Origin of the sequence: Variovorax monticola (genome assembly GCF_051216855.1) — a bacterium.
Classification (GTDB): Bacteria; Pseudomonadota; Gammaproteobacteria; order Burkholderiales; family Burkholderiaceae_C; genus Variovorax.
In genome coordinates this window covers 508803-521790 of the sequence record NZ_JBPJZP010000006.1, presented here as the reverse complement: position 1 = coordinate 521790, position 12988 = coordinate 508803, and the positions used below count along the sequence as shown (strand labels likewise).

General features: G+C 62.4%; 16 protein-coding genes. 9 read left to right on the top strand and 7 right to left on the bottom strand.

Translation table 11 applies throughout. The features are described from left to right. The first annotated feature begins 92 nt into the window (after nt 1–92). The 9 genes from ACSFA5_RS23590 (at nt 93) to ACSFA5_RS23550 (ending at nt 8661) form a co-directional block, all read left to right on the top strand. A complete protein-coding gene (locus ACSFA5_RS23590; protein ID WP_435446460.1) occupies nt 93–977 on the top strand; it encodes an isocitrate lyase/PEP mutase family protein in 885 nt (294 codons plus the stop codon). Further along, complete coding sequence (leuC, locus tag ACSFA5_RS23585) at nt 974–2383, top strand: 3-isopropylmalate dehydratase large subunit (protein WP_435446459.1); 1410 nt, start codon at nt 974–976, stop codon at nt 2381–2383. Before ACSFA5_RS23590 ends, leuC begins: the two co-directional genes overlap by 4 nt. A 1-nt stretch (nt 2384) precedes the next feature. Next, nucleotides 2385–3026: a 3-isopropylmalate dehydratase small subunit gene (leuD, locus tag ACSFA5_RS23580; protein ID WP_435446458.1), complete on the top strand. Its 642-nt coding sequence runs from the start codon at nt 2385–2387 to the stop codon at nt 3024–3026. Nucleotides 3027–3060: 34 nt separating this feature from the next. Beyond that, entirely contained in the window at nt 3061–4257 is a 1197-nt protein-coding gene (locus ACSFA5_RS23575; protein WP_435446457.1) for a 2-methylaconitate cis-trans isomerase PrpF family protein, read from the top strand. Nucleotides 4258–4324: 67 nt separating this feature from the next. After that, complete coding sequence (locus tag ACSFA5_RS23570) at nt 4325–5281, top strand: Bug family tripartite tricarboxylate transporter substrate binding protein (protein ID WP_435446456.1); 957 nt, start codon at nt 4325–4327, stop codon at nt 5279–5281. A 23-nt stretch (nt 5282–5304) separates the two neighbouring features. Then, nucleotides 5305–6696, top strand: coding sequence for an MmgE/PrpD family protein (locus tag ACSFA5_RS23565; RefSeq protein ID WP_435446455.1), 1392 nt, complete (start codon nt 5305–5307; stop codon nt 6694–6696). A 12-nt stretch (nt 6697–6708) separates the two neighbouring features. After that, entirely contained in the window at nt 6709–7683 is a 975-nt protein-coding gene (locus ACSFA5_RS23560; protein WP_435446454.1) for a Bug family tripartite tricarboxylate transporter substrate binding protein, read from the top strand. Nucleotides 7684–7712: 29 nt separating this feature from the next. Next, on the top strand, nt 7713–7970 hold the full coding sequence (locus ACSFA5_RS23555) for a hypothetical protein (protein WP_435446453.1): 258 nt from the start codon (nt 7713–7715) through the stop codon (nt 7968–7970). Between the two features lie 181 nt (nt 7971–8151). Continuing rightward, nucleotides 8152–8661, top strand: a complete 510-nt coding sequence (locus tag ACSFA5_RS23550; RefSeq protein WP_435446452.1) for a DUF1993 domain-containing protein — start codon at nt 8152–8154, stop codon at nt 8659–8661. A gap of 610 nt (nt 8662–9271) precedes the next feature. Here ACSFA5_RS23550 and ACSFA5_RS23545 read toward each other — a convergent pair. From ACSFA5_RS23545 to ACSFA5_RS23515, 7 genes are all read right to left on the bottom strand, one after another. Further along, the gene (locus tag ACSFA5_RS23545) at nt 9272–9745 is read right to left on the bottom strand and encodes a hypothetical protein (RefSeq protein ID WP_435446451.1); all 474 of its coding nucleotides are present in this window, start codon (nt 9743–9745) and stop codon (nt 9272–9274) included. 64 nt (nt 9746–9809) lie between these two features. Beyond that, nucleotides 9810–10280, bottom strand: a complete 471-nt coding sequence (locus tag ACSFA5_RS23540) for a lysozyme (RefSeq protein WP_435446450.1) — start codon at nt 10278–10280, stop codon at nt 9810–9812. Then, the gene (locus ACSFA5_RS23535) at nt 10277–10420 is read right to left on the bottom strand and encodes a hypothetical protein (protein ID WP_435446449.1); all 144 of its coding nucleotides are present in this window, start codon (nt 10418–10420) and stop codon (nt 10277–10279) included. Before ACSFA5_RS23535 ends, ACSFA5_RS23540 begins: the two co-directional genes overlap by 4 nt. A gap of 66 nt (nt 10421–10486) precedes the next feature. Further along, complete coding sequence (locus ACSFA5_RS23530; RefSeq protein ID WP_435446448.1) at nt 10487–10780, bottom strand: hypothetical protein; 294 nt, start codon at nt 10778–10780, stop codon at nt 10487–10489. Then, nucleotides 10773–11099 (bottom strand): hypothetical protein, encoded by a 327-nt coding sequence (locus ACSFA5_RS23525; RefSeq protein WP_435446447.1) that lies wholly within the window; start codon nt 11097–11099, stop codon nt 10773–10775. Before ACSFA5_RS23525 ends, ACSFA5_RS23530 begins: the two co-directional genes overlap by 8 nt. Then, nucleotides 11096–11512, bottom strand: coding sequence for a hypothetical protein (locus ACSFA5_RS23520; protein ID WP_435446446.1), 417 nt, complete (start codon nt 11510–11512; stop codon nt 11096–11098). Before ACSFA5_RS23520 ends, ACSFA5_RS23525 begins: the two co-directional genes overlap by 4 nt. Nucleotide 11513: 1 nt before the next feature. Further along, complete coding sequence (locus ACSFA5_RS23515) at nt 11514–12956, bottom strand: hypothetical protein (protein WP_435446445.1); 1443 nt, start codon at nt 12954–12956, stop codon at nt 11514–11516. Nucleotides 12957–12988: the final 32 nt, after the last annotated feature.

Genomic DNA, 12988 nt, shown 5'->3' with positions numbered 1-12988 from the left:
GCTACATCATTATAGATTTATAACGTTATAGAATTAACACGTATTAACATCATGACCAATGACCGATCCGGTCGTCGCTCGAGGAAGCATTCATGTCATCAGCCAGAAAAGACTTGCGGGCCCTTCTGTCCGCGCCTGCGATCGTCGCTGCCCCCGGGGGCTATGACGCCATCACCGCCCGCACGATCGAACAGGCCGGTTTTCGTGCGGCCTATATGTCCGGCTCTGCCGTCTCCGCTTCTCGCGGGTTCCCCGATTTCGGGCTGCTGACGATGGGTGAAATGGCACAGGCCGCAGGCGTGATGGCGCAGTCGGTGAAGATTCCCGTGATCGCGGATGCCGACACCGGCTACGGCAATGAACTCAATGTGACCCGCACCGTGCGCGAGTACGAACGGGCAGGCGTTGCGGGCCTTCACATCGAGGACCAGCTTGCACCCAAGCGCTGCGGCCATCTGGATGGCAAGGAGATCGTCTCGCGCGAAGACTTCGTTGCGAAGATTCGCGCGGCCGTGGCGGCTCGCGTAGACCCTGATTTCCTCATCATCGCGCGCACCGATGCGCGGGCCGTGGTCGGCATGGACGAAGCCATCGCACGCGCCAACGCCGCCCTGCGGGCCGGCGCCGACATCGCCTTCGTCGAGGCGGCGCAAAGCCTGGAGGAACTCGCACTCATCCCGAGGCGCGTCGAAGGCCCGTGCCTGCTGAACATCGTTCGCGCCGGCAAGACGCCGGACATGGGCCTGGATGAAGCGCAGCAGATGGGATACCGCCTTGCGATCCTGCCCAGCCTGCTGTTCGGCGCTGTGATGGGCGCCTGCGATCAGGCACTCAAGGACCTGCGCGAGCAGCGCAGGCCGCCAACATCGACCCACATGATGCTGGTTGCCGAGCGCTTCCGGCGCTTTGGGGCAGATGAGTGGAACGACATCCGCACACGCTTTCGCGATGCCCCGCACGAGGTGGCCGCACCGTGAGCTCTTGCGCTCCCTCCACGCTGTTCGACAAGGTCTGGCAGTCACATGTCATCGAAGACCTGGGTGACGGCTGGGCCCTGCTGCACATCGACAGACATCTGTTGCACGACCTCTCGGGGCCCCGTGGCATGGCCGACCTGGAGGCACGGCAGTTGCCGGTCGTGTCGCCGGAGCTAGCGTTCGCCACTCCAGACCATGCGGTGTCGTCGGCACCGGGCCGAACAGCCGAGACCTTCCCGCCGGGTGCCCCGCTGCTGAAACGGCTGAGGGATGGCAGCCGGCGACACGGCATTCGCTTCTTCGACCTGGGCCAGCCAGGACAGGGCATCGTCCACGTGATCGGACCGGAACTGGGCATCGTGCAGCCCGGCAGCACGGTCATCTGCGGGGATAGCCACACATGCACCAACGGCGCGCTGGGTGCGCTGGCATTCGGTGTCGGCTCGTCGGAATTGATGCACGCACTGGCGACGCAAACGCTGATGCAGCGCAAGCCGAAGAACATGCGCATCGTGTACCACGGGCGACTGGCGCCCGACGTGACCGCGAAAGACCTGATCCTGTCCACCATCGGGAAACTGGGCGCATCAGCGGGCACGGGGTACGCCGTGGAGTACGCGGGCCCGGCGATCGAAGCGATGTCGGTGGAAGAGCGGATGACTGTCTGCAACCTTTCCATCGAGATGGGCGCCAAGGTGGGCATGATCGCCCCGGACCAGCGGGTTTTCGACTACCTCCAAGGCCGCGCTTTCGCACCTGAAGGCGAACTGCTGCTGTCGGCGATGGCGCACTGGCGCACGCTGCGCTCCGATCCGCATGCGCACTTCGACCGCGAAGTGCATATCGAGGCCGACGACGTCACGCCAATGCTGACGTGGGGCACGAGCCCGGAGCAGGTGGTGGCGGTAGCCTGCAACGTGCCCTCTCCGGAATTTGCCAACGGACCCGCCCAGCAGCAAGCTTGGCAAGAGGCTTTGACGTACATGGACGTTCGTCCCGGAGACACCTTGAAGGGCCTTCGCATCGACCGCGTGTTCATCGGCTCCTGCACGAACTCGCGTCTCTCCGATCTGCGCGAAGCCGCGGGACTGATCGGCGGCCGCAAGGTCGCCCCGCATGTCCGGGCATGGGTTGTGCCGGGATCGGAGGCCGTCAGGCGTGCGGCGGAGCGCGAAGGCCTGGACGTGTTGTTCCGCGCGGCGGGTTTCGATTGGCGCGAGCCCGGTTGCAGCATGTGCGTGGCCGCGAACGGCGAAGTCGCGGCGCCGGGCGAGCGCGTGGTGTCTACCTCGAATCGGAATTTTGTCGGCCGGCAAGGGCCTGGCGTACGCACGCACCTGGCGAGCCCTGCGACCGCCATGGCCAGCGCACTGGCTGGCGCGATTGCAGACCCCCGGGAGCTTTGAGATGCAACCCTTCAACACTCTCAAAGGCAACGCCGCACCACTGATGCTCGACAACGTCGACACCGACGTGATCATCCGCATCAACAGGCTGACCGAGCTGCCGCGCGACCAATTGGGCCCTTACGCCTTCGAAGCCCTGCGCTTTTCCGCCGATGGCTCGGAAGACGCCGACTGCGTCCTCAACAGGCCGCCTTTTCGCAGCGCGCCGATCTTGCTGGCGGGACGCAACTTCGGTTGCGGCTCGTCGCGCGAAGGCGCAGTCTGGGCTTTGGCCAGCCGGGGCATCCGTTGCGTCATCGCAGAAAGCTTCGGCGACATTTTCTTCGGCAACTGCTTCCAGAACGGCGTGCTGCCGATCGCCCTGCCACGCGCGACGGTGGATCGGCTCGCCGACCAGGTGGCCAGCTGCGCATCGGTCACGGTTGACCTTCACGCCTGTCGTATCGAGTTTCCCCACGGCCACCGCCAGCCCTTCACTGTCGATGCCATGAAGCGTCAGGCACTGCTGGACGGCATGGACGACGTCACACGCACGCTGCAGCGCCGCGCCGCCATTGCCGCATGGCAAGCGACGGACCGGCTGGCGCGCCCCTGGATCTGGGCACCGGTCGCCGGCGCACGCATCGACCCACCCCATCACTGAACGACCGAATCACAAAACCTGACGGAGACAAGCCGTGTTGACGAATGAACAGAACGCCGGACAGATCGGCATCCCTTGCACGTTGATGCGAGGCGGGACCAGCAAGGGCCTCTATTTCAAGAGTGAGGATCTGCCGCCGCCCGGACCAGAGCGCGACACAGTACTCAAGGCGCTGGTCGGCAGCGACGACCTGCTTCAACTCGACGGCCTTGGCGGATCGCGCCTGGTGACCGCCAAGCTCGCCATCGTCGGCCGCTCTTCGCGGCCCGATGCTGACGTGGATTACACCTATGGCATCGTCCCTCCAGGACGCGAAATCGTCGTCTACACGAGCAACTGCGGCAACATCTCGGCGGGCGTGGGGCCGTTCACGATCGACAGCGGCCTGATCGAGCCTCCAGAGGGGCCAGTCGCCCAGATCAGGATCTTCAACACCAATACAAAGAAGATTCTCATCGCCCATGTGCCGGTCGTGAATGGCCGTGCGAGCGTGGAAGGAAGCTTCTCCATCCCCGGCATTCCCGGCACGGGTGCATTGGTCTTCCTGGACTACAGCGCCACGACCGGCGCCAAGACTGGCAAGGTCCTGCCCACCGGGCGCCTGGTGGACCGCATCGTGCTGGAAGACGGTCGGACGATCGAGGCCACCATCGGCGATGTCGCCAACCCCTGCGTCTTTGTGCGCGCCGCCGATGTCGGTGCGACCGGGAGCGAGCTTCCTGATGACATCAATGCATCGGATGCCCTCATTGCGATGCTGCTCGAACTTCGCGGCAAGGCAGCCCAAGCCATCGGTCTGTGCAAGGACTGGCGTGAGGCGGAAAGCGTATCCCCCGCCCTTCCCCTCGCGGTCATGGTGGCGCCCCCGGAGACCTACACGGGCAGCAACGATGTCGAGGTGACTGCGGGTGCGATAGACCTGCGGGCTCGCCTGGTGTTCTACAACAAGTGCCACGAGAGCATGGCGGGCACAGGGTCCATGTGCACTGCCGCCATGTCGCGCATTCCGGGCACGCTGGTGCACGAGGCTTGCCGCGGCGCGGTCGGCGGCGAGCCCGATGAACTTCGCATCGGCCATCCGCTCGGTGCGATGACGGTCGTCGTTCGTGCGAATCCCGGTGCCGGTGCCGAAGGCGCTACCTACGAGCGGCTCGGTCTTGGCCGAACCGCGCGCCGGCTCATGCACGGCATTGCATACGTCCCGACCTGGCGCATGCGCGCCGCAGCATGAGGAGCACATGATCGTCTCGCACTTTTCTCCAACCCGTCGATCCGTCCTGCGCGCAGGTGCCGGTGCCGTGACCGCAGCGCTGCCGATCCTGCATGCCTTCGCACAGTCGGGCCACGGCGGCTCGGATTTTCCGAAGCGTCCCATCCGCATCGTCGTGGGCTACCCGCCTGGCCAGACCGTCGATGTCACGGCCCGCGCCTACGCGGGGGCGTTGCAGCAATCGCTCGGGCAACCCGCGTACGTCGACAACAAGCCCGGCGCCAACGGCATCATCGCGGCGCAGACAGTCAAGTCCGCGGAGACCGACGGCTACACGCTGCTGTTTGGAACTTCCGGCCAGATGGCGATCAATCCGTCCATCTACGCCAAGCTGCCCTACGACACCTTGAAAGATTTCGCGCCGGTGGCGCTGGGTGCAACCGGGCGCCTCTACCTGGTCGCCAACGCGTTGCTGCCCGTGACGACGTTGCCCGAGCTGATCGCCTATGCCAAGGCGCACCCGAAGACGCTGAGCTTCGGCTCGGGCGGCGCGGGCATCACGGCGCATCTGGCGATGGAAATCCTCAAGTCCGAAACCGGCATGGATCTGCTCCACGTGCCCTACAAGGGGTCCCCTGCCGCGCTCACCGGGCTGTTGTCGAACGACGTGCAGCTGATGTTCGATGCCGGCTCGCTGGTCCTGCCGCAGATTCAGAGCGGAAAGGTCAAGGTGCTTGCCGTGTCGAGCAAGGACCGCTATTCGCTGCTGCCCAAGGTGCCGACCGTCGCTGAACAAGGCTTTCCGGGATTCGAGGTCGCTTCATGGAGCGCGCTCTTCGCACCCGCGGGCACACCCGCCGCGACGGTGGAAAAGCTCAATGCCGCAATGCAGGCGGCTATCAGGAACGACAAGGCCATGACGCCGGTGCGCGTGGGGGGCAGCGAGCCCAGGCCACTCGGTGTGACCGCGTTCAACCAGTTTGTGCAAGCCGAGGTTGGCAAGTGGGCTCGCGCGGCCGCAGCCGCCGGCGTCAAGCCGGAGTAGTGCACGGCGAAAGAAAGAAAGTCATGACATCGACTCAAACAAGCGCTGCAGAGCGCATCGCGCAGTTCGCATGCGGTTTCGACAGTGCGCGCTTGACTGCCCGGCAGATTCTTCTTTCCGGCCGCTCCTTGGCCGATACCTGTGCCGTGGCGTTTGCCGGTCGCAACGAGGCAGCGCCGCAAGCTGCGCTGAGCTACCTGAAATCGGCGGGCCTGCTTTCACATGACAGCTGCGGCGACACGCTGGTCGGGCTGTGGGGACGCCCGGAATACGCGGCGCCTGAAATCGCGGCTTGGTGGAACGGCGTGGCCGGGCACGTGCTCGACTATGACGATGTCACGGTGCCGATGCGAGGTCATCCGAGCGTGGTGCTCTGGCCTGCCTTGCTGGCACTGGCAGAACAACGGGATCTGCCCGGGCAGCGCGTCGTCGCGGCCTTTGTCGTCGGCCTCGAGGTGATCTGCAAGCTGTCGCGTGGCATCGCCACGACTCACTACGAAAAAGGCTGGCACTCGACTGCCAGCATCGGCGTGATCGGTTCGACCGTTGCGTGCGCCTATCTGTTGCAACTTGACGCGCGACAGATCGCGCATGCCATCGGCATGGCGGTGGCGCAGGCCGCCGGTTCACGTGAGAACGTCGGCACCGAGGGAAAGAGCTTTCAGGCCGGACACGCGTGCGGCGCGGCAGTGCGTGCAGCGAGCCTTGCCGCAGAAGGCTTCACTGCCGGGGAGATGGCACTGGACGGGCCGAACGGATACCTGGCGCTCTACGGAAACGGAGAGTCCGTCGAGACGGTGCTGGCCGGGCTCGGTGACTCGCCGCTGGAAATCGAGCGCAGCGGGCTTGATGTGAAGCAGTACCCCATGTGCTACGCGACACACCGCGCCATCGATGCCGTGCTGGCGCTGCGTTCCGCGCACGGTATTCGCCTGCAGGACGTGGAAACCGTGGAGGTGGTCAGCAGCCGGGGCGGACTGCTCCCGCTGGTCCACCCGCGCCCATCTCTGGGACTGGAGGGCAAGTTCAGCCTGCCCTATGCCATTGCCGCGGCGTTGTCCGATGGGGCCGTTCGGCTTACCAGCTTCACGGACGCGGCGGTTCAACGCCCCGAGATCCAGCGCTTCTTCAACCAGGTGCGTTGGCGCGATGACGATGGGCCCGCAGCCCCTCGCTGGGCAGACGTCACCCTGCGTCTGCGCGATGGGCGCATCTTGAGTCAGCGTGTCGAGCAGTTGCACGGTTCGGCTTCGCAGCCGCTGAGCGATGTAGAGTTTTCCGCAAAGGTCGAAGACTGCCTGGATTGGGGAGGAGCCGCTGCGGGGCGGCGCGATGGCGCCCTGTTCCTGAAAACCTGCCTCCGCTTTCATCGCATGTCGACCCGCGCCCTGCTCGCCTTTCTTTCACTTACATAAACGGAAACTCCCATGAACGGTATTTTTCTTCGCAAGGCGGGTACCCGATGCCTGGCGACGCTGGCCCTTGTCGCCACATGCTCGGCCGCGCAGGCGGCATGGCCCGAGCGCCCGATCAAGCTGATCGTCGGATTCACCGCGGGCGGAGGTGCGGACGGCGTGGCACGGGTTCTTGCCGACTCGATGGGCAAGACGCTTGGTCAGGCGGTGATCGTCGAGAACCGACCAGGCGCGGGCACGACGCTGGCTGCCTCGGTCGTCGCCAAGTCGCCGCCCGACGGCTATACCTTGATGCTGGTGACGTCGACCAACACGATCTCGCCGGCGATGTACAAGTCGATTTCTTACAAACCCGCTTCCGACTTCGTCATGATTGGAATGGTGGGGCGCGGCCCCACGTTGATCGCGGTGCCCAAGTCGTCTGGCATCACGACCCTGGCAGAACTCATCGATCGCGCGCGAAGGAATCCCGGCAAGATCAACTATGGCGCCGGCGGCATCGGAACGACCCAGCATCTTGGTGCGCTTGTGCTGCAGCGTGATGCCGGAATCTCGATGATGCACATTCCCTACAAGGGTGGCAGTGAGACAGCCGCTGCGCTATTGGGAGGACAGCTCGATGTTCAATTCGGCACGCCCCCATCGATTGCACCGGTGATGCCGAAGGTCAACATCCTGGCTTCGACCATGGGAAAACGCACGGCGCTCGCTCCGGGAGTTCCGGCGGTGTCGGAGACCGTCAAGGGCTTCGACGTTGCAAGCTGGTATGCCCTCGGAGGCCCAGCCGGCATGCCGGCCGATGCTGTCACCAAGCTCGCCGCGTCGCTTCGCACCGCACTCGCCGATGCAAAGCTTCTGAAGCAACTGAACACGCTAGGCTTGGCGCCAGACGCCATGAGCACCCAGGACGCCACGACGTTCTACCGTGAGGAACTTGTTCGCTGGGCCGCCATCGTGCGCAAGGAAGGCCTCAAAGCCGACGACTGAAATGTGTTGGTCACCACTCTCATGTTGCCATGCACCTGGCCGATGCCAAGTGCGACCATACGGTGCTTGCGCCGGGCAAAGACCGGGAGATTGTTCAGAGCCTGGCCACTCGCGCGATGCCCGGCCTTTCGCGTCGAGCGAGAGCCATTGAGGAAACAAGCAAGTATCGTCAGCTATCGACAGTGACGGTTGTGAAGAACTCATTCCCATCTCTTCTTCTTTGCGTGCAGCTTGGCTGTGAATTTCCGCTTCGCAGCGATCGCGGTCTGTCGTGCGTCTGCAATTGACGTCCGCCTCTTGCTAGCGAACTGCCCTTCAACGCAACTGCTCCGACTACCAGCAGGAAGAAAAGCTGTCCACAAAAGCGGGGCGATTCAGTTCGCCCTGTGCTGTTAGCCTTATATGGTCGGCAGGGCCTCTGCCACGCCAACTTCGGCCATCGTGCCCAATTTTAGAAGTGAACTCACTATGACCAGCCCGCTGTACAACGCCTCCGTTCCCGTCATGCAGCAGATGCTGCGCGCCCTGTCCGACGTGCTCAAGAAGGCCGAAGATCACGTGACGCAAAAAAATATCGATCCCAATGCGTTGCTGCAGGCGCGGCTGTTCCCTGACATGTTTCCGCTGGTACGTCAGGTACAGATCGCCGCAGACTTCTCCAAGGGCATTGCCTCCCGCCTGGCTGGTGCCGAGGTGCCGTCCTGGCCCGACACTGAGTTCAGCTTCGCCGACCTGCAAGCGTTGATCGCCAAAGCTCTGGCCCATATCGGCTCCTTCAAGTCTGAGCAATTTGATCCAAGCGAGAGCCGCGAGATCGTATTGCGCGCCGGCACCCCCAAGGAAAAGAAGCTGACCGCAGGCGCATATCTTCTGCACTATGGACTGCCGCAGTTTTTCTTCCACGTGACCACCACCTATGCCATCTTGCGCCACAACGGTATTGAGATCGGTAAGCGCGACTACATGGGTGCCTACTGACCCAAGACAGACAGGAGTTCAGCCACTCTGGCCACTGCCGCTCGATAGCGACTGGGGCCTCCGTCGCTGCGCGATTTCAGCTAACTGTGGATGAAGGCTTTATCTACCCAAATTTGGGGGATCATTTTTCGGCGGCAATCAACAGCAGGATTGCACCAGCAAGCTCAAGCCTCCAAACCCGATGCTCTGCCGGTTCGAGTCTTTCGGAAAACCAGATTTTCAGCTTGAAATTTGCGAATTCACCGCCGATAGTTTTTTGATGACCAGGGGTGCAGTTCGAATGCCTCGCTATGCAATTGATAGCAAGACCCCATCTCTGACGGGAGGTTCTGGTAGGACGTACTGGATTCGAACCAGTGACCAACGGATTAAAAGGACTGTGCGCGCATGTTACACGAGCGGCTTTCCCTGTGCGCACCCCTTGCATCCATCGCTTGAGACGGCTGAATCTGCCCACGTTCTGCCAAAATCTCCCAACCTGATCCCGCACCATTTCAGAACAGGATTGAGCCATGCCCGCCTACGTCGCCGCCCCGATTCTCATCATCGCAGTCTTGGCTGTTTCCGTCTGGCTGTCCGTCGTTCTGGAGCCGGTGATCGGCACGAGGGGCTAGCGCTTCGGCCAACTGCTTTCTAAGGTTTGGACATCGCTGGCGTGCCCGTCAGCTGCTCCTGCCAGTTCTTGAACTTCAGCCGTGCACGCTCCGAGTACGTCTGCGATGGGATTGGCAGGCTGAGGCTTGGCATTGCCGGAACTGCTGGGCACTGCACCACCTGTGGCGCGCTTGATAGCGTCGAGCAACCGGCCACGCTCAGCAGAAGCGCGGCCAAGATCGGTCCTGAGGCCAGCCTCACGAGTTTTTGCGGCATTCTGAGCCTCCAGTACTTGGGTTTGTCTTTGCGCCTCGATAGCGCGGTTTGCGTCGGCGGCCTTGCGTGCGGTCTCCGCGTCGACTGCGATCTGCCGGTCCCACTGTTGGCGCACCACGGCACGCCCAGCGCGGTACACGGTGAAGTGCGAGAACGCTAGGGCCGCAGCGATTGCGATGGCCACCCACGCGCGCCAATTCAAGAGCAGCGCCATGCGAGCCTCCACTTGCAGTCTCGAGTCTCATGGTCGCTTGAGCCGCACATGCAGCAGATGTGCGTCATGACTCGAACACCGCGCGCTCTGCGGTACGGCGCCGGCGCAAGCCTTTTTCGACGTTGCTCCCCGAGCTTACCCACGAGTCGAATGCAAGCGATGCGCCTGCATAGTCGCCAGCGTTGAGCTTTCGCAGGAGCGTTGATGGCCGGCCATCCTTGAGCCGTATGATGCCGTCTCGCGAGCTTGAGCCCTGCCCCACGTTGAACACGATACTGACCATCGCATCAAACTGGCCTTGGGTGAGCGGAACGGTCACAGCAGCGCTCACCAGGTCTTCGCGCTCTCCGATGTCCCGCATCAGCCGTTCGTCGGCCTGACTCTGCTCCCAGATGGTGCCCGGCCCGATTCCGGCGCCAGTTGCGCCCCAGCCAACAGTCCACGGCGCACCGCCAGTCTTCGGGTCTGGGTAGGCGACAAGCCTGCAGGACTCGAAACGCTTGATGAGATCGACACCGACCTTGGAGGTTTTCATGGTTTCAAGCTTTCTTGCTTCACCGGGCGCAAGAGGATGATCAGCACCAGGCATGCAAGGCGCAGCCCGGACTTGTAGCCGTCATCGAACCAGGGGATCAGCGCGGTGTTGTCCGCAATGACCTGAAGCAGATCCGGCATGAGAATGCCTACCGCGGCGCTGGACCGTCCACGCCTTCCAGAGCTTTTTCCATTCGTCTACGAGTTTCATCGCGATGCCTTTCTGTCGGACTCAAGGGACTCGACGCGGAAGCGGAGGATTGCAATCTCACCGGCCAGCGTCATGGCTTGGTTATTGCCTGCGTTGATGGCAATCTTCATGTCCTTCAACTGGTCTTTCATGTCCTTCAGCGTCTCGCCTTGGCTGCCAATCTGGAAGATGAGGCCGATGGCGAAGGCAGCGAAAACGCCGACGACGCCAAGAATCCACGACAGGGGGAGTTTCCATTCGACCAATGTTCTTGCCTTCGGGAGGTCTGCGGGTTGGGTGTCGTTAGCCACGGTGCACTCCTTCCGGATCAATCGAATCCAGAAGCTGCGAGCGAATCCAGTACGCCCAGTTCTTGCGCCATCCCTCATCGCCGTTGCTCAACTTCCAGAGCCTGCGCGAGAGCGTCATTTCGTGCGGAAACTGCAGGAACACCAGCGTGCCGAACACCACATTCACAACGAAGTCGACAGCCAGCCCGACGAACAGCGCCGGATAGCCGAAGACCTTCATTGCAGTGGTGAGCTTTCCGGCATCACGCACCTGCTTCAGGCGCATCACGGCGGCGTACAGCACCCAGAGAATCCAGGGAGAAAGAAGGAGCCATGTCATTTGAGAGCCTCCGAAAATGCGCTCTTCAGCGCCGGGGATGCGCTTGCGATCTGCGCGTATCGAGCAAGGGTGGCGATCTTCATTTCCTCGTATGTCGTGCAAGAAGAGAGATCGATCTTTGTCAGGTCGCGCAAGGCTTGCTTGGCCGTCTCGATGACCGTTGCTGTGGGCAAGTCGCCCTTGGTCAAGCAAGAGGACTGAAGCCCATCGCAGATCGTGATGATGGGTTGCCGCTCTGTGCGGATCTCCGCCTTGGCCTGGTCGACAAGCTGGGCATGCGTGGGGACTGGGGGCGACGCTGGCGTGTTCGTCAAACACCATTCGAGGAAATCCCGATAGTCCGAGTTCAGCAGCTCAAAGGGGATGCCTAGTCCGTCATCCCTCACCACGCGGTCGGGGTAGAGCGTGTACACGTCACAGCTCCGCAGTGGCGATATAGGTGCTGTAGAAGCGTCCCGCGCCGGTCGCATTGGCCGATTTGAAGAACTCTGCTGCGTATGCGTTGACCGGGGTCACACTAAGGCCGCCAGCCGCAAAGCTCACGCTCGTTCCATCCGCAACGAAGGCAACAGACGGGGTGATCCGCATTTCCTGGTGCGTCACAGTGCCGCCGTAGTTCACGCCGCTCGTAACATTGGAGATGATGCCAACACCGATCAACTGGGCGTATCGCTTACACCGTCGCTGGTCGTCGCCGATCTCCACCTTCTCGAATGGCGACAGTTGCCCGGCCTCAGCCTGCATCGCACCTTGGTAGGTGATCGACTGCCCTGCAAGCAGCGGGCCGGTCACGAACTCGATAGCGACCCCGCGATTCGCATTGGCCCCAGCGTTGAAGCTGAAGAACTTCGTTTCGACCGCGCCAGTCAGCGCGAGTGTGCCAGTAGCGAGCAACGTCTTTGCTGCGAAGTTGTCCGTGGCATTGGCGACGTAGGCGTTCCATGTCACGGAAGCGATGCCAGTTGCCGAGATGGGGATCTGCACATTGCCCTGCTGACTTGCCCAGTCGTAGCAATTGGTCGACTCGATGCGGTGTCCATACAAAGTGCCGGTGTTCGCCGCGGCGCCCGTGATCGTGACCGCATTCTGGTAGCCAGTCCCTGCCACACGTTGAACCGTGACATTCGCGCCAGTGCATGAGACGTAAAAGCGGTCGATGCAATAAGCGATGGCTGCGGCAGCCACCACGGTCAAAGCTGCGCCACTGTTGCGCGTGTCAACCCGCTTGGCCCCGTTGATGATCCGATTCCGGAAAGGCGGCGTAGTCAGCGTGCCGGGCAGCGACGGATTCACCGGCGTGATCAGCCCGACCGAGACAGACGACAGGCCCGAATCCAGCGAGCCACCGTCAGGAACGATGGTGACCGTGGTCAGGGAGGTGTAGACCGAGCGCGCAACCGTGCCGTACACAATGCCCGACGTGTTCACCGTTTTGACGCGAGTACCGAAGGCGAAGATCTGCGTCTGGTCGCCAGGCACCGTGAACGACGTAGCGCTGACGAAGGTAGGCGTGCCAGCGAAGGCAACCCACTGATCAACAGAGGTCGAGCTGTCGTTGATGCCGCTGATGTTGTCAAGCTGGGGACCGCCACGCTGAAGGATGCCAAGCGAATTCTTGATGACAAATTTGTATGCCTGCCCGCCAGTCAGCCAAACCGCCCCTTGGTTGTTCACTCCAAGTGTGTTTAGGACGATTGGCCAAGTGTTTTGATGGCCTGCGGCTCCGTCCTTGTCGTTGTAGGTAGTGGCAGGGGTAGAGGTGCCTGCCAGGTAAACCTCAATGGTCCCGCCAGACAGCGGAGATCCATTGGAATCTTCCTGTTGGTCGTTGATGATGGGCGCGAGGAACTGGGCCATGCAGGCTCCTGAAATGAAAAAAGCCACCCGGA

Coding starts and splice junctions, on each gene's coding strand:
- ACSFA5_RS23540 (WP_435446450.1), bottom strand. CDS start 10,280: ATGAAAACCTCCAAGGTCGGTGTCGATCTCATCAAGCGTTTCGAGTCC.
- ACSFA5_RS23515 (WP_435446445.1), bottom strand. CDS start 12,956: ATGGCCCAGTTCCTCGCGCCCATCATCAACGACCAACAGGAAGATTCC.
- ACSFA5_RS23590 (WP_435446460.1), top strand. CDS start 93: ATGTCATCAGCCAGAAAAGACTTGCGGGCCCTTCTGTCCGCGCCTGCG.
- leuD (WP_435446458.1), top strand. CDS start 2,385: ATGCAACCCTTCAACACTCTCAAAGGCAACGCCGCACCACTGATGCTC.
- ACSFA5_RS23550 (WP_435446452.1), top strand. CDS start 8,152: ATGACCAGCCCGCTGTACAACGCCTCCGTTCCCGTCATGCAGCAGATG.
- ACSFA5_RS23555 (WP_435446453.1), top strand. CDS start 7,713: ATGCACCTGGCCGATGCCAAGTGCGACCATACGGTGCTTGCGCCGGGC.
- ACSFA5_RS23560 (WP_435446454.1), top strand. CDS start 6,709: ATGAACGGTATTTTTCTTCGCAAGGCGGGTACCCGATGCCTGGCGACG.
- ACSFA5_RS23545 (WP_435446451.1), bottom strand. CDS start 9,745: ATGGCGCTGCTCTTGAATTGGCGCGCGTGGGTGGCCATCGCAATCGCT.
- ACSFA5_RS23565 (WP_435446455.1), top strand. CDS start 5,305: ATGACATCGACTCAAACAAGCGCTGCAGAGCGCATCGCGCAGTTCGCA.
- ACSFA5_RS23525 (WP_435446447.1), bottom strand. CDS start 11,099: ATGACATGGCTCCTTCTTTCTCCCTGGATTCTCTGGGTGCTGTACGCC.
- ACSFA5_RS23535 (WP_435446449.1), bottom strand. CDS start 10,420: ATGCCGGATCTGCTTCAGGTCATTGCGGACAACACCGCGCTGATCCCC.